Here is a 17,992-nt window from a genome sequence, read left to right as displayed (position 1 = left end):
CGGATCGGACCGCCGCCGCGTCTGGGGGAAAGGACACCTGATGACTCGTCTTCGCTCTCTGTTCGCCACGGCCGCGGCGGTGGCGCTGATCACCGGTGCGGCAGCCGCGGGGACCGCCACCGCGGCCGAGGCCGGACAGCCGAGGGAGCCGGGCTGCGCCCACCTCGTCGGCTCCGGCCCCGGGTGGGCGGACATCTACAACGAATGCGGGTACACCATCTTCGCCAGCGTCGAGGTCGACGGTTTTGACCCGTCGTGCATCCAGATCGGTCCCGGTGCGATCGGAACGATCGGCCTGGAGCCCGGCGACGTCCCGTACTACGCGTACGAGTGCTGACCCAGGGCGTCCTCTGACCAAGGACCGTCCCTGAACGGGCGGGAGCGGGGCTTGTGCCCTTCTCCCGCCCTCCTCACGTCCGGAGGGCTCGCGCCGGCGGCTGGGCAACGCCCCCGCGAGGGGCGCGGGGAACTGCGCGACCAGCCACGACAGAGCGGCAGACGACCGACAACCCATGCGGCATCCCGGCGAAGCTCACGGCGGTCGGGAGGCGGCCGGGAGGTCACCGTCCCGGCGGCGTAACAGGGGGCCGCCGCGCGCGTAACACGCCGGAAGCACGCTGAACGGTATGCCGAACTCCGCGACGCCCACCCACTGCCCGTACTGCGCCCTGCAGTGCGGAATGAACCTCACGCCCCAGCAGGACGGGGGTGTCGCGGTGGTCGAGCGCCCGGACTTCCCGGTGAACCGGGGAGCGCTGTGCGGCAAGGGCCGTACGGCACCCGCGGTGCTGACCTCGAGCGTCCGCCTGACCTCGCCGCTGGTGCGGTCGGGCGGTACGCTCGTGCCGGCCACGTGGGACGAGGCACTCGACCGCGTCGCCGAGGGCCTTCGCCGCACGCGTACGGAACATGGTCCGGACGCGTGCGGCGTCTTCGGCGGGGGCGGCCTGACGAACGAGAAGGCGTACGGCCTCGGCAAGTTCGCGCGGATCGTGCTCGGCACCTCGCAGATCGACTACAACGGCCGCTTCTGCATGTCGTCGGCGGCGGCGGCCGGGATGAAGGCGTTCGGCCTGGACCGGGGGCTGCCGTTCCCGCTGGAGGACATCCCGAGGACGGGCTGCGTCATCCTCGTCGGCTCCAACCCCGCGGAGACGATGCCGCCCTCGCTGCGCTACTTCAACGAGCTGCGTGAGAACGGCGGCACGCTGATCGTCATCGACCCGCGCCGCACGAAGACCGCCGAGCAGGCCGACCTGCACCTGGCACCCCGTCCCGGCACCGACCTCGCCCTCGCCCTCGGCCTGCTGCACCTGGTCGTCGCCGAGGGGCGGGTGGACGAGGAGTACATCCGGGAGCGCACGGCCGGCTGGGAGGACGCGCGGGCCGCCGCGATGGCGCACTGGCCGGAGTACGTGGAGCGGATCACGGGCGTGTCCGTGCCTCAACTCAGGGAGACCGTACGGCTGTTCTGCGAGCCGGAGCACGCCATGGTGCTGACCGCGCGCGGGCCCGAGCAGCAGTCCAAGGGCACGGACACCGTGGGCGCGTGGATCAACCTGTGCCTGGCGACGGGGCGGGCGGGCCGGCCGCTGTCCGGATACGGCTGCCTCACCGGGCAGGGTAACGGGCAGGGCGGGCGCGAACACGGCCAGAAGGCCGACCAGTTGCCCGGGTACCGCAAGCTGGACGACCCGGCGGCGCGGCGGCATGTCGCCGAGGTGTGGGGCGTGGACCCCGACAGCCTGCCCGGCCCGGGACGCAGCGCCTACGAACTGCTGGACGCGCTCGGCACCGACATCAAGTCGCTGCTGCTGATGGGCTCCAACCCGGTGGTGTCGGCGCCGCGTGCCGCGCACATCGAGGAGCGGATCAGGTCCCTGGACTTCCTCGCGGTCTGTGACGTCGTGCTGTCGGAGACGGCCGAACTCGCGGACGTCGTCCTGCCGGTCACGCAGTGGGCGGAGGAGACGGGCACGACGACCAACCTGGAGGGCCGGGTCCTGCTGCGCCGCCGCGCGATCAGCCCGCCGGAGGGCGTCCGCAGCGACCTGGAAGTCATGCACGAGCTCGCGGCGCGGCTGGGTGGGGAACGGGGGCTGGAGAAGGGCTTCCCGACCGACGCCGAGGAGGTCTTCGAGGAGCTGCGCCGGGCGAGCGCGGGCGGACCTGCCGACTATTCGGGGATCACCTACCGGAGGCTCGCGGAGGAGAACGGCGTGTTCTGGCCGTGTCCCGCGGCGACGGGGACGGCCGACGACGCCGGCGACTGCGAGGACGCCTCGCTGGACGCCGGGCCCGACGACCCCGCACAGGACCACGATGCCGCCGCGGCACCGCATCCCGGCACGCCTCGCCTCTTCCTCGACCGCTTCGCCACACCCGACGGACGGGCGAGGTTCGTGCCCGTCTCGCACCGGGCGGCCGCCGAGGAGCCCGACGACGAGTACCCGGTTCTCCTCACCACCGGACGTGTCGTGGCCCAGTACCAGTCCGGCGCCCAGACCCGCCGCGTGGATGAGCTGAACGCCGCCGCGCCGGGCCCCTTCGTGGAGCTGCACCCAAGGCTTGCGGCGCGGCTCGGGGCGGCCGACGGCGACCCGGTGGCCGTGATCTCACGCCGGGGCCGGGCGGTGGCCCCCGCCCGCATCACGACCGGCATCCGCCCCGACACCGTCTTCATGCCCTTCCACTGGCCCGGAGAGGGCCGCGCCAACACCCTGACCAACCCGGCACTGGACCCGACGTCCCGAATGCCGGAATTCAAGACGTGCGCGGTACGGGTGGAGACGGTGCAGTCATGAGGGACAGGACCCCAACGCCCTAAGGGGCGGGGGGAGGCGGTGCGTTGTAGGCGGACGGCGGCTCCAACGCCCCAAGGGGCGCGGGGAACTGCGCGACCGGCCACGACGGCGCCGCGGCCGAAAGACGACTCATCGCGGCACCCGCAGTGGTTCCTTCAACGCCGCCCCCAGTCCCCACTCTCGATCACCACACCCCGCGCCCGCAGCCGCGCGGCAACAGCCGGGGCGGCGACATACACCCACGCCCGCACGACAGTTCCGTCGGCACCGCGGAGCACGTCGCGGGCAACCCGCTCGTACAGGTTGCGCGGATCACCCGGCGCGTACTCCTCCAGCAGGTCAAGGGCGGCCAGCAGCGCGCCGTACTCCTCGGGCCGGGCGACGACCAGATCGCCGTACACGACGCCACCCCCGCGCGCCTCCTCCACGACATACGGATAACCCGGCCCGTCGTACAGCACCGCCCCTTCCAGCCGCGCCGGTTCCTCCGCGCGGACGCGCCCACGCAGGAAGTGGTCGTGGTTGGGCTCACCGGGGCGCAGGGTGCCGTAGACGAAGAACGGGAGTCGAGGAGAGGGGGTCACGGAAACGATTCTCTCCTCTCACACACCTCCACGTATTCACCCTGGCCACAGCATGTTCATGCCCCCTTGAATCTGGGTCAGCTTCCGAGCCGTCCAGTTCAAGGAGACCGATGAGCCGAATACGGGCGCACATCCGAGGTTCCCGTCTTGCCACCGCGGGCGCCGCCGTCGCCGTCGCCGGCCTGCTGGCCGCCGTCCTCACCCCCACCGCCGACGCGGACGAACCGCCGAGCAGGGCCGATGCCGTGGAGAACGCGGCCTCCGTCCTCTCCGACGTCGCGGGGAGTCTGGGGCTGACGGCCGCGCAGGACACAAGCGTCCGGGACGTGGTGGTGGACTCGGACGGCACGCAGCATGTCCGCTACGACCGGACATATCACCGACTGCCCGTTCTCGGGGGCGACTTCGTCGTGCATCTGAAGAAGGACGGTACGTACCGCGGCGCCTCCCGTGCCGTCGGGCGCCCGATCTCCCTGAAGAGCGTGTCACCGAAGGTCTCGGGGCCCCGGGCCGCCGACCTCGCCGCGAGCGCGCTGCGCGCCGTGAACGTCGGCGAGACGCTCAAGAGGCTCACCTCCAGGCCCGAGCTGGTCGTCGACGCCCTGCACGGCGCCCCGAAGCTGGCCTGGCGGACCGACGCGGTCGCGCAGGACTCCCTCGGCAACCCGGTCGCCCGGACCGTGCTGACGGACGCCGGCACGGGTGCGCAGATCGACGCGTGGGACAGCATCGAGACGGCGTCCGGTGACGGCAAGTCGCTGTACGCGGGCACGGTGCCGCTGGAGACGACCGCGTCGGGGTCGGCGTACCAGCTCAAGGACGCGACGCGCGGCGGTACTTACACGGGTGACGCGGCGAACAAGACGGACCTGTGCATCCTGAACATCTGCCTCAACCGGGCGCCGGCGACGGTCTTCACCGACGCCGACAACCACTGGGGCAGCGGTACGTCGGCCAACCGCTCGTCGGCGGCGGTGGACGCGCAGTTCGGCACTGACGCGACGTGGGACTACTACCGGGACGTCCACGGCCGCAACGGCATCGCGGGTGACGGCAAGGGTTCGTTCAACCGCGTGCACTACGGCAACGGCTACAACAACGCGTTCTGGGACGACAGTTGCTTCTGCATGACGTACGGCGACGGTGACGGAACCCAGCTCGGGCCGCTGGTGTCGCTGGACGTCGCCGGGCACGAGATGTCGCACGGCGTGACGTCGAAGACGGCCGCGCTGACGTACTCGGGCGAGTCCGGCGGGCTGAACGAGGCGACCTCCGACATCTTCGGGACGCTGGTGGAGTTCCACGCGGGCAACTCCTCGGACCCCGGGGACTATCGGATCGGCGAGAAGGTCGTCCGGTCGGGGCTCGGGCGGGATGCCCTGCGGTACATGGACAAGCCGTCGAAGGACGGGGTCTCGGTGGACTGCTGGAGCACGGCGACCGCGCAGCTCGATGTGCACTACTCGTCGGGGATCGGCAACCACTTCGCGTATCTGCTGGCCGAGGGCAGCGGGGCGAAGACGATCAACGGGGTGAGCTACAACTCCCCCACCTGTGACGGCTCTTCGGTGAGCGGGATCGGGCGGGCCAAGCTCGGGAAGATCTGGTACCGGGCGCTGACCGTCTACATGACGTCCTCGACGAAGTACGCGGGGGCGCGGGCGGCGACGCTGAGCGCGGCCAAGGATCTTTACGGGGCCGGGAGTGCGGAGGAGCGGGCGGTGGCCGCGGCTTGGAGTGCGGTGAACGTGGGCTGACCGGTCGGGGCAGGGGTCGGGGGGTGAGCTGCGTGGGCGGGTGCGGGTCGTAGATGGCCGGTCGCACAGTTCCCCGCGCCCCTGGGTTGGCCGGGTCGACGCCGGTTCGGCGGCAAGGACGCTTGTGCTCGCCGCCTGCCGTGCTGCGTGGCCGGGTGCGGGTCGTAGTTGGCCGGTCGCGCAGTTCCCCGCGCCCCTGGGTTGGCCGGGTCGACGCCGGTTCGGCGGCGAGGACGCTTGTGCTCGCCGCCTGCCGTGCTGCGTGGGCGGGTGCGGGTCGTAGATGGCCGGTCGCGCAGTTCCCCGCGCCCCTGGGTTGGCAGTGGCCTGCCCAGTCGTCATGGAGCCGTATGTCGTCGTCGCCCATTGTCAAGGTGACTGCCCGGCGACCCCGACGGACCCTCCGGCCGACTGCCCGGCGACCCCATCGGACCCTCCGGCCGATTCCGTCACCCGTTCACACCCCCGCGCCCCACCCAACCGATTCTCTTCCTCCGCTTCCCCGCATCGCCCCATTGACCTGCTGAAACGGCTCTCTCCGCGTATTCCTCCGGTCCCTCCCCGCGCCCGTTCACCCCGCTTTCGGTGTTGCCTCGGCAGGCGCGGGCGGCTCTTCGGGACTTTCCTCGGAAGGGCAGGGCTCGGCCGACGGCGGCACATGGGGGTGTCGCGGGTCGTGGGTCCGTTGCGCTCGAAGGAGCATCGATGCGTCGTACCGCCCGTCTGCTGACCGGGACCGCGCTGGCCGTCGGAGCCCTGGCCACAGTCGTCGCGCCCGCGTACGGCGCCGACGCGGACGGCCTGGAGCTGCGCCCGGCCTCGGTGGATCCGGGCGAGCAGGTCACGGTGGACACATCCGCGTGCCCCGGCGGCGGTGCGGCGGGCGACGCCAGCGCGGTCGGCGCCGGTTCGTTCACGCTGGCGCCGCGGGAGCGGAAGGCGACCGGACGGTTCCGGGTGCCGCCGAGCGCGCAGCCGGGGACGTACGAGATCGTCGCGACCTGCGCCGACGGCGGCAAACGGGTCGCGGGCGACCTGGTGGTCACGCTGACGCCGGCGAGCGGGCAGCAGGTCCATCCGAGGGGAAGTGTGAAGACGGGGGTCGGCGGCGCTCTTGGCCGCGATCCCGTGCAGACCGCGGCCGGCGTGGCGGCTCTCGCCGTCGCCGCCGCGGGCGGTACCTGGCTCCTGCATCGCCGGGCGAGAGGCGACGGGATCTGACGGACACCCTCCGCTGTCCGTCCGCCGGTACCGCACGTCCCCTCCCCCTCCGGGTCCGACACCCCTCGCGGCCCGGAGGGGGAACGGGCGGCCCGAGGAGAGTCACAGGAGGCTCGCGTGCGCAGTCGAAGGAGCGTCGGTGACGCCGCGATAGCCGCCGCCACCGTCCTCGCCCTGTGCTCCGGCGCCTGGCTGCTGCACAACGGCGGCGAGACGCACGCCCCGCCGCAGCCGTCGCCGGCACAGGCCGGGGAGACCTCGCAGGGCGACGGCCTCGCCGGGGCCCGGGAGAGCAGCGGTCCGCGCACCGGCCCGCGCGACCCGCTGCACGCCGCCGCGCTCGCGCTCGCGCCCTCCCCGCCCGACCGCATACGCATACCGTCGATCCGCGTCGACGCCCCCCTCATGGGCCTCGGCCTGACGAGGACCGGCAGCCTCGACGTCCCGCCCGCCGGGCGCGCGAACCTCGCCGGCTGGTACGAGGCCGGTACCACGCCCGGCGAGACGGGCACCGCGATCGTCGCCGGCCACGTCGACAACGCCGACGGGCCCGCCGTCTTCTACCGTCTCGGCGCCCTGCGCAAGGGCAGCACGATCGAGGTGGACCGCCGCGACGGCGGCACCGCCCTGTTCTCCGTCGACGCCGTCGAGGTGTACGAAGCGAAGGCCTTCCCCGACGAGAAGGTGTACGGCCCGGCGGCCCGCCCCGAACTGCGGGTGATCACCTGCGGCGGCGGCTACTCACGGACGACCGGGTACCGGGGCAACGTCGTCGTGTTCGCGCATCTGACGGGCAGCCGCTGACCGCTCCTCGCGAGGACCCAGGATGTTCTCCCGGCCCCAGGCCCCGAGCGGGGCCAGCGCCGCGTTGAGCGAGGTGCCCAGCGGTGTGAGGGAGTACTCGACGCGCGGCGGCACCTCGTCGTACGCCTCCCTGTGCACGATGCCGTCGGCCTCCAGCTCCCGCAGTTGGGCGGCGAGCACCTTCTCGGTCACCCCCGCGAGCTCCCGGCGCAGCTCCCCGAAGCGGCACGGACGCTCGTTCAGCGCCCACAGCACGAGCACCTTCCATTTGCCGCCCACCACGTCCATCGCCGCGTCGATCCCGCAGACGTACGCCCCCGGCCGCCGTCCGACCGCCATGCCGCCCCTCCCCTGCCTGGACCCTTTCCCACAGGTAACCGCCCACTTGGAAGTACGTACTTGAGCAGGCCGTTCCCTGCGACGAGCCTAAACGCCATGACTGACAACCCTGTTGCCTCCCGAACCCCCCTGTCCCTTCTCGGCACCGGCGCCATGGGCACCGCCCTGGCCCGCGCCTGGCTCGCCGCGGGCCATCCGGTCACCGTCTGGAACCGCACACCGGCCCGCGCCGGGCACCTCGCCGCCGCGGGCGCGACCGTCGCCGCGAGTGCCGCCGAGGCGGTGGCCGCGAGCCGGCTGGTCGTGCTCTGTCTGCTCGACGACGCCTCGGTCGGCGAGGCCCTCGACGGCGTCGACCTGTCCGGCCGTGACCTGGTGAACCTGACCACCGGAACGCCCGCCCAGGGCCGCGCCCGCGCCGCCTGGGCGCAGGCCCGGGGCGCCCGTTTCCTGGACGCCGGGATCATGGCCGTACCGCCGATGATCGGGAACGCGCAGTCCGGCGCCTATGTCCTCTACAGCGGCTCGTCCGCCCTTTTCGAGGAGCACCGCGCCGCCCTCGCCGTCCCGGCGGGCACCCGCTACGTCGGCTCGGACCCAGGCTTCGCGGCGCTGCACGACGTGGCGTTGCTGAGCGCGATGAGCGGCATGTTCGCCGGCGTCCTGCACGCCTTCGCGCTGATCCGCCGGGAGGACATCGCCCCGAAGGACTTCGCGCCGCTGCTGGCCTCGTGGCTCGGCGCGATGGCCCCCGCCGCGCACAAGGCGGCCGACCAGTTGCAGAGCGGTGATTACGGCAAGGACGTCGTCTCCAACCTCGCGATGCAGGTCGCGGGGAACGCCACCCTGCTGGCCACGGCCGAGGAGCAGGGTGTGAGCCCGGAGCTGCTGACGCCGTACATGGCGCTGATGGAGCGGTGGCTGGCCGAGGGGCACGGTGACGAGGACACCACAGGCGCGGTCGAACTGCTCGATGCGCGGCGGGGTCAGGGGCGGCCCTCCTAGGGCCGGTCGGCCGGATCGGGCCCTAGGCCAGCCACTGGATCGGGCCCTAGGCCACCCACTGCTCGTACGCGAGCTTCACCACGAGAGAGAAGACCACCGTCAGCAGCACGACCCGGACGAATCCGCTGCCCTTCTTCAATGCCGTACGGGCTCCCAGGGTGCCGCCCGCCAGGTTGAACACGGCCATCACCGCGGCCAGTTGCCACAGGACGGTGCCCTGCCAGGCGAAGGTGGCGAGCGCGCCGGCGTTGGTGCAGCAGTTGACGATCTTCGCGGTCGCGGAGGCGGTGACGAGGTCGAGGTGGAGCACGGCGGTGAGGGCGAGGACCAGGAACGTCCCGGTGCCGGGGCCGATCAGGCCGTCGTAGAAGCCGATGCCCAGGCCCGCGAGGCCGATCGCCGCGAGGATCCGGCGGGGTGAGGCCGGGCCGGTCGCCGGGGCGGTGCCGAAGGCGGGGCGCAGGATCACGAAGGCGGCCACGGCCAGCAGCACGACCATGATCACGGGCTTGAGCACTTCGGTGCTCATTCCGGCCGCGAAGAAGGCACCGCCACTGGAGCCCGCGAGGGCGGCGAGGCCGATGCGCACGGACAGACCTACGTCCACCGGTGCCTTGCGGGCGTAGGTCACCGCGGCGCCCGTCGTGCCGACGATCGCGACCGCCTTGTTGGTGCCGAGCGCGTACGCGGCCGGGGTGCTCGCCGGGAGGCCGAGCAGCAGGGCGGGGAGCAGCAGCAGTCCTCCGCCGCCGACCACGGCGTCGATCCAGCCGGCCGCGAGGGCCGCGAGGCACAGGACGACGACCGTGGTCAGGGATATGTCGGGCATGATCGCGACCCTAGGCAGGGGATGCGTGTGCCGTCCATGTACCTGAGGAGCATCTGAGGTTCGCGGCGCTCCGGTCAGGTGCGCGTGCCCTCCAGATAGCGCAGGACCGCCAGCACCCGGCGATGTCCCGTCTCCGAGGGCGGCAGGTCGAGCTTGGTGAAGATGTTGGAGACGTGTTTCTCCACGGCCCGTTCGGAGATCGTGAGCGCCGCCGCGACAGCGTGGTTCGTACGGCCCTCCGCCATCAGGGCGAGCACCTCGCGCTCCCGGGGCGTGAGCGCGTCCAGGGCGGTGGCGCGCCGGCTCGCGCCGAAGAGCTGGGCGACTACCTCGGGGTCCAGCGCGGTGCCGCCGGCCGCGACCCGCTCCAGCGCGCCGACGAACTCCCCGATGTCGACGACCCGTTCCTTCAGCAGATACCCGAACCCGGCGGGGTCGGTGAGCAGCCGGGCGGCGTGCGCGGTCTCGACGTACTGCGAGAAGAGCAGCACCCCGAGGCCGGGATGCTCGCGCCGCAGCCGCAGGGCCGCCCGCACGCCCTCGTCGCTCTGGGTGGGCGGCAGCCTGATGTCGACGACGGCGACATCGGGGGCGTGTTCGGCGACGGCGGCCAGGAGCGCCTCGGCGTCGGAGACGGCCGCGGCGACCTCGACGTCCCTGAGCCGGAGGAGCTGCACGATCCCGTCGCGCAGGATGGCGGAGTCCTCGGCGATGACGACGCGCATGCGGCTCCGATCGGCGGTCGGCGGGTGGTCCGTGCGGCCGAGTCAGGCGCGGGGCAGCTCGACGGTGACCACCGTAGGCCCTCCCGGCGGGCTGTCGCAGGTGAGGGTGCCGTCGACCGTGCGCACCCGGGCGAGCAGCCCGGTGAGTCCGGAGCCCGCGCCGATCACCGCTCCGCCCCGGCCGTCGTCGGCGACGCGCAGGCGCAGCGGGCCGTCGTGGGCGGTGACCGTCACCGTGGCCGCGTCGGCGCCGCTGTGTTTGGTGGCGTTGGCGAGTAGTTCGGCGGCGCAGAAGTAGGCGATGGACTCGACGGCCGGGGTGGGGCGGGTGCGGATGTCGGTGGTGACGTCGACGCTCAGGGCGCTGTCGGCGGCGAGGGTGGCGAGGGCCGCGGGCAGGCCCTCGTCCAGTACGGGCGGGTGGATGCCCTTGACCAGGTGGCGCAGGTCGGCGATGGCCTGGGTGGCGTTGGAGCGGGCGGTGTCGACGGCGGCGAGGACGCGGTCGCGGTCGGTGTCGGCGGTGACCAGTTCGTGGATCACGGTCAGATGCATGGCGAGGCCGACGAGCCGGGCCTGGGTGCCGTCGTGCAGGTCGCGCTCGATCCGGCGCAGGGTGGCGGCGGCGTCCTCGACTGCGTGTGCGCGGGTCTCCTCCAGGGCACGGATCCGGCGGTCGGCGGCGCTCGGCCCGAGCAGCGCCGTCAGCAGGAGGCGGTGGGGGGTGAGGGCGTGGCGCAGCAGGGCGGGCGCGACGGCGAGCAGCAGCAGCCCTGCCGTGACCGGGATCAGCCAGCGCGGCCAACTGTCGACCTGGTACCCGAAGAACTCCAGCGACACCCGCGTCACCGAGCCGTCGGCATGGTGGACGGTCCGGTTGTTCAGGTGCTTGAGCAGCGGATGCAGGGTGAACAGGACGCCGTACACGTATCCGGCGAGGACGGCCGCGAGCCCGAGTACCGCGGTGAACGGGGTCGACAGCGCGCACGCGACGGCCCGCCAGCCCACCCGCTCCCCGAGCAGCGCCCGCCGCCGGCCCAGCACCCCGGCGCCGCCCGGCGGGGTGGGCGCCTCGATCTCCACCCCGAGCAGCCCGCGGGCCAGCGCCCGCTGCGCCGCGCCCAGCACCAGCGCCCCGCGCACCGTCCCGGCGATCAGCCACAGCCCCAGCGTGGTCACGGACAGCGCCCCGCCCAGCGCCAGCCCGACCAGGACCAGCACGAAGCCGACCAGCGCCAGCGGGAAGGCGATCACCGCGTACAGCAGGGCGGCCAGGGCGCGGCGGCCGAAGGTGGCGGCGGCGAGGGAGCGGAGGCGGTTCACGGCGGCCAACCTAGGCGAGGGCCGCGCGGGCCCACCGGAGCTGGAGCCCGGTCAGCCCGCGTACGACGCACGGCATGAGCAGCAGGAAGCCGAGCCCGCCCACGATCGCGTGGAACGCCCAGGCCCCGGCGAACGTCGGCCCGCCCCACGCGCCGGCGGGATCGCCGCCCGCGCGCAGGGGCCAGCCCAGGTTCATCGGCACGATCGACCAGCCGTACAGCGTGACGACGGCACAGATCAGGTTCAGCGGCAGCGCCACCAGCGCGTGCACCAGCCCGGCGCGCGGGCCGGCGGTGATCTCGGCACCGAGGAGCCGCCGTGCGAGGGCCCGCTGCCAGTGCCCGGTCGGCAGCCCGGCCAGGGCGAGTGGGACACACATCACTCCCACCGGCAGAGCGGTCACCGCGTACGCCGTCCGCCGCCACGTCACCGCGTCGAACGGCTCGCGCACGAACCGCCAGACCCACACCGCGGCGACGTCCCGCCCCGCCGGTCCCGGCTCTGGGACCGGGATCTTGCGAATGAGGTCCATGACGCGCTCCCCCTGGGCATGTGCTGCTGGAACCGGATGTCCCAAGGTTCCCCTCGCCCCGGGTCGTAGACGATGGGGCCTGCACGGAAACCGGAGGTACGGTTCACCCCACCCCGCCGCCTTCCCACCCGGCCTCACAGCCCGCCCGCACCGCGCCCTGCGAACCCTCACATCCCCTCGCGGGCCTCGCTGAGGGCAGCGTTCCCCGCGGGAAACAGACGTGATGCGGTCGGGAAACACCGGCACCGCACGCTCCTTGGCATGACCTCGAATACGCGTGTGGTGGTGATCGGCGCCGGCCTCGCGGGCGTACGACTCGCCCGGCGGCTCGGCGAGCTGGGCACGCCCGTGACGCTCGTCGGCGACGAGGAGCACCGCCCGTACAACCGGGTGCTGCTCGCCGAGGTGCTGGCCGGCCGCTACAGCCCCGACGTGATCGCCCTGCCGGCGCCCGCGGAGCTGACCCGGGGCCGGGTCACCGGCATCGACCGCGAGGTGCGAGCCGTACACCTCGCGGACGGGTCGGAGATCGCATACGACACCCTCGTACTGGCCACCGGCTCCAACCCGGTGCTGCCGCCGCTGCGCGGGCTGTTCACCCCCGATCACGAACTGCCGGAGGGCGTCCACGCCTTCCGCACCATGGACGACTGCCTGGGTCTGTCCAAGGCGGTACGGCCGGGGGTGCGGGCGGTCGTGATCGGCGGCGGGCTCCTCGGGGTCTCGGCGGCCCGTGCGCTGGCGCTGCGCGGCGCGCAGGTCGTGCTCGCCCAGCAGTCCGAGCGGCTGATGGAGCGTCAGTTGGATCCGAGCGCGTCGAAACTGGTGCACCGGCACCTGAAGGACCTCGGCGTCGAGGTCCACACCGAGTGCCGGGTGCGCGACGTGCGCTCGGTGGGTGGTGCGGTCCGCTCGGTCGAGATGGCCGACGGATACGCGCTCGACGCGGACCTCGTGGTCATCGCCTGCGGGGTGCACCCGCGCGTCGGTCTCGCCCAGGACGCGGGCCTCGCCGTCCACAAGGGCATCCTCGTCGACGACGAACTGCGCACCTCCGACCCGCACATCAGGGCGATCGGCGACTGTGTCCAGCACGACGGCCAGGTGTACGGCCTCGCCACCCCGGCGCTCGAACAGGCCGACGTCCTGGCCGAGTCGCTGTCCGGCCGTACGAACGCCCGCTACACCGGCACCCGTTCACTGACCCGGCTCACGCTCGCCGGGCGGAGCGCCTTCGACCTCGCCGCCTTCGGCGAGACGGAGGCCCTCCCCGGGGACGACGTCGTGCAGCTCGCCGACGCCACCCGCGGCACCTACCGCAAGGTCGTCGTCCGCGACGACCGCCTGGTCGGCGGGGTTCTCGTCGGCGAACTCGGCACCGTCGGCGCGCTCGCCCGCGCCTGGGAGGGAGCGGAGCCGCTCCCCGACGACGCCCCCCTGCTCCACCTGCTCACCAACGATGGAGGCTCCTGAATGACCGCCGCCCCGGGGGCCACCCCCACGATCGTGCTCGTCGGCCACGGCATGGTCGGCCAGCGCTTCCTCGAAGCGCTCGCCGAGCGCGGCCTGACGGCCACGCACCGCGTGGTCGTGCTGTGCGAGGAGCCGCGCCCGGCCTACGACCGCGTGGCGCTCACCTCGTATTTCTCGGGCAGGACACCCGAGGACCTGTCGATGACGGACATGGAGTTCATCGCCACGCACGGCATCGAGCTGTACGTCGGCGATCCGGCCGTCTCCGTCGACCGCGAGGCGAAGAAGGTCACCGCCCGGTCCGGCCAGGTCTTCGACTACGACACCCTCGTCCTCGCCACCGGCTCGTTCCCCTTCGTCCCGCCGGTCCCCAACAAGGACGCCGAGGGCTGCTTCGTCTACCGCACGATCGAGGACCTCCTCGCCATCGAGGAGTACGCGAAGACGGCGACGACCGGCGCGGTGGTCGGCGGCGGCCTGCTCGGCCTGGAGGCCGCGGGCGCGCTGAAGGGTCTCGGACTGACCTCCCACATCGTGGAGTTCGCGCCCCGGCTGATGCCCGTCCAGGTCGACGAGGGCGGCGGCGCCGCGCTGCTGCGCACCATCGAGGACATGGGCCTGAGCGTGCACACGGGGGTCGGCACGCAGGAGATCGTGGTCGACGACGCCGGTGCCGTCACCGGCATGAAGCTGTCCGACGGCTCCGAACTGGCCACCGACCTGGTGGTGTTCAGCGCCGGTGTCCGCCCCCGCGACCAACTGGCCCGCGACTGCGGTCTGACGGTCGGCGAGCGCGGCGGCATCGCGGTCGACGAGCAGTGCCGTACGGTCGCCGACCCGCACGTGTTCGCGATCGGCGAGTGCGCGCTGGCGTCGGACGGCCGGGTGTACGGCCTGGTCGCCCCCGGCTACGAGCAGGCCGAGACGGCCGCCGCGACGATCGCCGCCGACGAGGCGTCCTTCACCGGCGCCGACCTGTCCACCAAGCTGAAGCTGCTCGGCGTGGACGTGGCGTCCTTCGGCGACGCGCACGGCGCCGCCGAGGACTGCCTGGACGTCGTCTACTCCGACTCCCGCGCGGGCCTGTACAAGAAGCTGGTCATCGGTCGCGACGGCACACTGCTCGGCGGCATCCTGGTCGGCGACGCGGAGGCGTACGGCACGCTGAAGGCGTTCACCGGCTCGGTCCCGCCGGTCTCGCCGGAGTCTCTCGTGCTGCCGGCCGGCGCCGGGGCGCCCGCCCAGCTCGGCCCGTCCGCGCTGCCGGACGAGGCGATCATCTGCTCCTGCAACAACGTCACCAAGGGCACGATCCGCGGCGCGGTCACCGACCACCAGTGCACGACCGTGCCCGAGGTGAAGAAGTGCACCAAGGCCGGTACGACCTGCGGCAGTTGCGTCAAGGTCCTCGGCCAGCTCGTCACCGCCGAGCTGGAGGCGTCCGGCGTCGAGGTCGACAAGGGCCTGTGCGGCTGCTTCGCGCAGACCCGCGAGGAGCTCTACGAGATCGTCCTCGCCCTGCGCATCAACACCTACCAGGACCTGCTCGACCGCTACGGCCGCGACGGCGCCCGGGGCGGCGACGGCTGCGAGATCTGCAAGCCGGCGGTCGGCTCGATCATCGCCTCGCTCGCCCCGACGATCGGCGCGAGCGGCTATGTCCTGGACGGCGAGCAGGCGTCCCTGCAGGACAGCAACGACCACTTCCTCGCCAACATCCAGAAGAACGGCTCGTACTCCGTCGTGCCGCGGATCCCCGGTGGTGAGATCACCCCGGAGGGGCTGATCGTGATCGGTGAGATCGCCCGCGACTTCGGCCTCTACACGAAGATCACCGGCGGTCAGCGCATCGACATGTTCGGCGCGCGGGTCGAGCAGCTCCCCCTCATCTGGGCGCGGTTGGTGGACGCGGGCTTCGAGTCCGGGCACGCGTACGGCAAGTCGCTGCGCACCGTGAAGTCCTGCGTGGGCCAGACCTGGTGCCGCTACGGCGTCCAGGACTCGGTCCGCATGGCGATCGATCTGGAGCTGCGCTACCGGGGCCTGCGCTCGCCGCACAAGCTGAAGTCGGCGGTATCCGGCTGCCAGCGCGAGTGCGCGGAGGCCCAGTCGAAGGACTTCGGCGTGATCGCCACCGCCAACGGCTGGAACCTCTACGTCGGCGGCAACGGCGGTGCGACGCCGCGCCACGCGGACCTCCTCGCACAGGACCTGTCCGACGCCGAGCTGATCCGTCTGATCGACCGCTTCCTGATGTTCTACATCCGCACGGCGGACCGCCTGGAGCGCACGAGCGTGTGGCTGGAGCGGCTCCCCGGCGGCCTTGACCACGTCCGTGACGTGGTCGTCGAGGACTCGCTGGGCATCTGCGAGGAGCTGGAGTCGCTGATGGCGGCCCATGTCGCGAACTACCGCGACGAGTGGTCGGAGACCATCAACGACCCCGAGAAGCTGGCCCGCTTCGTCTCCTTCGTCAACGCCCCCGACACCCCCGACCCGGTCGTCGGCTTCGTGCCCGAGCGCGACCAGATCAAGCCCGACCTGCCGCTGCTGACCATCGGCCACCGTCCCCTGGAAGGAAGCGCCCAGCGATGACCCTCGCACCCGAGACCACTGACCTGAAGGTCCAAGTACGGCTGGCCGACGACTGGTTGACGGTCTGCGACCTGACCCGGCTGCTCCCGGGCCGCGGCGTGGCGGCCCTGCTGCCCGACGGCGGCCAGGTGGCCCTCTTCCGCGACCGCGCCGGGACGCTGTACGCGATCGACAACCGCGACCCGTTCGGCGGCGCCGCGGTCCTCTCCCGCGGCCTGACCGGCACCCACCAGGGCCGCCCGTTCGTGGCGTCGCCCCTGCTGAAGCAGCGGTTCGACCTGGAGACGGGGCAGTGCCTGGACGACGAGAGCGTGCGGATCGCGACGTACGAGGTACGGGCGTCGTAGCGTCGATATTTCTTGACTGATCGTTCTGACTGATCCTAGGCTGGCCGTCGTGGCCAGGACCAAGGAATTCGACCCCGAGGCCGCGCTGCAGGCAGCCCTGGAGCTGTTCTGGCGGCGCGGCTACGAGGCGACGTCGATGTCCGACCTCGTCGAGCACCTCGGCATCGGACGGGCGAGCCTGTACGCGACCTTCGGCAACAAGCACGAGCTGTACCTGAAGGCGCTGGAGCGCTACGACCGGGCCGGGCTCCCGCCGATCGTGCGGGAGCTGTCCCAGCCGGGCCCCGCGCTGCCGGCCGTACGAAGCCTCGTCCGTCGGTACGCGGCGGAGGCCACGGACGCCCAACTGCGGCTGAGCGGCTGCATGATCACCAACACCGCGGCGGAACTCGGCCCGCACGACGCGGCCGCGGCCCGGCACGTGGAGCGCAACTGGGACCAGCTCGAGACGGTGCTGCACTCGGCACTGGTCCGCGCGCAGGCGCAGGGCGAACTGCCGGCCGGGCGCGACCCGCTCACCCTGGCCCGCATGCTGCTGGTCCTGCTGCAGGGCCTGCGCGTGGTCGGCAAGGCGTCGTCGGACCCGGCGCGGGTGCGGGACGCGGCGGAGCAGGCCCTGGCCCTGCTTGACTGAGAACCGAGGAGCACCTCACGGGGTGCTCTTTTCTTTGCGCTGATACTGAACCGATCGGTCAAGAAAATGTCCGATCAGTCGACATAGGGGAGACCATGACCACCACCTCGCACCACCGCACCCGCTTCACGGACCGGACCGCCCTGGTCACCGGCGCCGGCTCGGGCATCGGACGGACGGTGGCACTCGCGCTCGCCGCGGAAGGGGCGAACGTCGTCGCGGCGGGGCGCCGGCGGGAGCAACTGCAGCAGACGGTGGCGCTGATCGAGGCGGCGGGAGGGAAGGCGCTGGCGGTGACCGCCGACGTCTCGCGCGCGGCGGACGTCGAGGCCGCGGTCACCGCCGCCGTCGACCGGTTCGGCTCCCTGGACGTGGCGGTGAACAACGCGGGTGTCTTCCGGGGCGGCGCCCCGCTGGCCGAACTCTCCGAGGAGGACTGGCGCACCCAGCTCGACATCAACGTCACTGGCGTGTTCCTCGCCCTGCGGGCCGAGATCCGGCAGATGCGCACCCAGTCGACGGGCGGCGCGATCGTCAACATCGCCTCCACCTTCGGCGTCCACACCCGCAACCCCGGCGCCGCGGCCTACTCCGCCTCCAAGGCCGCCGTCTCCGTACTCACCCGGGGTGCCGCCCTCGACCACATCCGCGACGGCGTCCGCATCAACGCGGTCAGCCCCGGCGCCGTGGAGACCCCCATGTCCCTGCGCCCCGGCGAGGACGACGCGGCCCGCGCGACCCGCGCCCGCACCACCCTGCCCCTCGGCCGCATCTCGACGACGGACGAGATCGCCGCCGCCGTCCTCTATCTCGCCTCGGACGACGCCACGTCGGTGGTGGGCACGGACCTGGTGGTGGACAGCGGGGCGACGGCCTGAGTCCGGGGCTCAGCAGGTGGCGGGGCTCAGCGGGTGGCGGGGCTCACCGGGTGGTGGGGCCGTCGCGTTGGTGGGCTTGGGGTTCAGCGGTTGGTGCGGCGCCTGTGCGCCACCAGCAGCACTGGCCCGCCCCCGGCGAGGA

Annotated in this window: 17 protein-coding genes; 11 read left to right on the top strand and 6 right to left on the bottom strand. The window is 72.7% G+C overall.

Annotated elements, in window-relative coordinates:
- Nucleotides 1-40 precede the first annotated feature (40 nt).
- Entirely contained in the window at nt 41-337 is a 297-nt protein-coding gene (locus ACZ69Q_RS18320; protein ID WP_471042755.1) for a hypothetical protein, read from the top strand.
- A 289-nt stretch (nt 338-626) separates the two neighbouring features.
- A complete protein-coding gene (locus ACZ69Q_RS18315) occupies nt 627-2,804 on the top strand; it encodes a molybdopterin oxidoreductase family protein (RefSeq protein WP_471042754.1) in 2,178 nt (725 codons plus the stop codon).
- A 155-nt stretch (nt 2,805-2,959) separates the two neighbouring features.
- Here ACZ69Q_RS18315 and ACZ69Q_RS18310 read toward each other — a convergent pair whose 3' ends face one another.
- Entirely contained in the window at nt 2,960-3,388 is a 429-nt protein-coding gene (locus ACZ69Q_RS18310; RefSeq protein WP_471042753.1) for a gamma-glutamylcyclotransferase family protein, read from the bottom strand.
- Between the two features lie 110 nt (nt 3,389-3,498).
- Between ACZ69Q_RS18310 and ACZ69Q_RS18305 the strand changes: the two genes are divergently transcribed.
- From ACZ69Q_RS18305 to ACZ69Q_RS18295, 3 genes are all read left to right on the top strand, one after another.
- Nucleotides 3,499-5,145 carry a M4 family metallopeptidase gene (locus tag ACZ69Q_RS18305; protein WP_471042750.1) on the top strand — a complete coding sequence of 549 codons (1,647 nt, stop codon included), beginning with the start codon at nt 3,499-3,501 and terminating at the stop codon, nt 5,143-5,145.
- A 705-nt stretch (nt 5,146-5,850) separates the two neighbouring features.
- Entirely contained in the window at nt 5,851-6,366 is a 516-nt protein-coding gene (locus ACZ69Q_RS18300; RefSeq protein ID WP_471042747.1) for a hypothetical protein, read from the top strand.
- Nucleotides 6,367-6,483: 117 nt separating this feature from the next.
- Entirely contained in the window at nt 6,484-7,170 is a 687-nt protein-coding gene (locus tag ACZ69Q_RS18295; RefSeq protein ID WP_471042745.1) for a class F sortase, read from the top strand.
- Here ACZ69Q_RS18295 and ACZ69Q_RS18290 read toward each other — a convergent pair.
- Nucleotides 7,108-7,509, bottom strand: a complete 402-nt coding sequence (locus tag ACZ69Q_RS18290) for a winged helix-turn-helix transcriptional regulator (RefSeq protein WP_471042744.1) — start codon at nt 7,507-7,509, stop codon at nt 7,108-7,110. The genes ACZ69Q_RS18295 and ACZ69Q_RS18290 overlap by 63 nt on opposite strands.
- A gap of 96 nt (nt 7,510-7,605) precedes the next feature.
- Here ACZ69Q_RS18290 and ACZ69Q_RS18285 point away from each other — a divergent pair, with 96 nt between their 5' ends.
- Nucleotides 7,606-8,514 carry an NAD(P)-dependent oxidoreductase gene (locus ACZ69Q_RS18285; RefSeq protein ID WP_471042742.1) on the top strand — a complete coding sequence of 303 codons (909 nt, stop codon included), beginning with the start codon at nt 7,606-7,608 and terminating at the stop codon, nt 8,512-8,514.
- Nucleotides 8,515-8,560: 46 nt separating this feature from the next.
- Here the strand turns inward: ACZ69Q_RS18285 and ACZ69Q_RS18280 are convergent, their stop codons facing one another.
- The 4 genes from ACZ69Q_RS18280 to ACZ69Q_RS18265 all read right to left on the bottom strand — a co-directional run bounded on the left by ACZ69Q_RS18280 (nt 8,561) and on the right by ACZ69Q_RS18265 (nt 11,923).
- Nucleotides 8,561-9,343, bottom strand: coding sequence for a sulfite exporter TauE/SafE family protein (locus ACZ69Q_RS18280; RefSeq protein WP_471042739.1), 783 nt, complete (start codon nt 9,341-9,343; stop codon nt 8,561-8,563).
- Nucleotides 9,344-9,417: 74 nt separating this feature from the next.
- Complete coding sequence (locus ACZ69Q_RS18275) at nt 9,418-10,068, bottom strand: LuxR C-terminal-related transcriptional regulator (protein WP_471042736.1); 651 nt, start codon at nt 10,066-10,068, stop codon at nt 9,418-9,420.
- Nucleotides 10,069-10,110: 42 nt separating this feature from the next.
- Nucleotides 10,111-11,391: a sensor histidine kinase gene (locus ACZ69Q_RS18270; RefSeq protein WP_471042734.1), complete on the bottom strand. Its 1,281-nt coding sequence runs from the start codon at nt 11,389-11,391 to the stop codon at nt 10,111-10,113.
- Between the two features lie 10 nt (nt 11,392-11,401).
- Nucleotides 11,402-11,923, bottom strand: a complete 522-nt coding sequence (locus ACZ69Q_RS18265) for a hypothetical protein (RefSeq protein WP_471042731.1) — start codon at nt 11,921-11,923, stop codon at nt 11,402-11,404.
- 261 nt (nt 11,924-12,184) lie between these two features.
- Here ACZ69Q_RS18265 and ACZ69Q_RS18260 point away from each other — a divergent pair, with 261 nt between their 5' ends.
- From ACZ69Q_RS18260 to ACZ69Q_RS18240, 5 genes are all read left to right on the top strand, one after another.
- On the top strand, nt 12,185-13,396 hold the full coding sequence (locus tag ACZ69Q_RS18260) for an NAD(P)/FAD-dependent oxidoreductase (RefSeq protein WP_471042729.1): 1,212 nt from the start codon (nt 12,185-12,187) through the stop codon (nt 13,394-13,396).
- On the top strand, nt 13,397-15,991 hold the full coding sequence (gene nirB / locus ACZ69Q_RS18255; RefSeq protein WP_471042726.1) for a nitrite reductase large subunit NirB: 2,595 nt from the start codon (nt 13,397-13,399) through the stop codon (nt 15,989-15,991). It abuts the gene before it with no gap.
- Nucleotides 15,988-16,338: a nitrite reductase small subunit NirD gene (gene nirD / locus ACZ69Q_RS18250; RefSeq protein ID WP_471042723.1), complete on the top strand. Its 351-nt coding sequence runs from the start codon at nt 15,988-15,990 to the stop codon at nt 16,336-16,338. Before nirB ends, nirD begins: the two co-directional genes overlap by 4 nt.
- A gap of 49 nt (nt 16,339-16,387) precedes the next feature.
- Nucleotides 16,388-16,972 (top strand): TetR/AcrR family transcriptional regulator, encoded by a 585-nt coding sequence (locus ACZ69Q_RS18245; RefSeq protein WP_471042720.1) that lies wholly within the window; start codon nt 16,388-16,390, stop codon nt 16,970-16,972.
- Nucleotides 16,973-17,067: 95 nt separating this feature from the next.
- Nucleotides 17,068-17,850: an SDR family NAD(P)-dependent oxidoreductase gene (locus tag ACZ69Q_RS18240; protein ID WP_471042718.1), complete on the top strand. Its 783-nt coding sequence runs from the start codon at nt 17,068-17,070 to the stop codon at nt 17,848-17,850.
- Nucleotides 17,851-17,992 lie beyond the last annotated feature (142 nt).

It is taken from the genome of Streptomyces sp. NPDC036764 (assembly GCF_055609385.1).
Note: the sequence above shows the minus strand (reverse complement) of the source record. Positions and strands in the feature narration are given on the sequence as shown.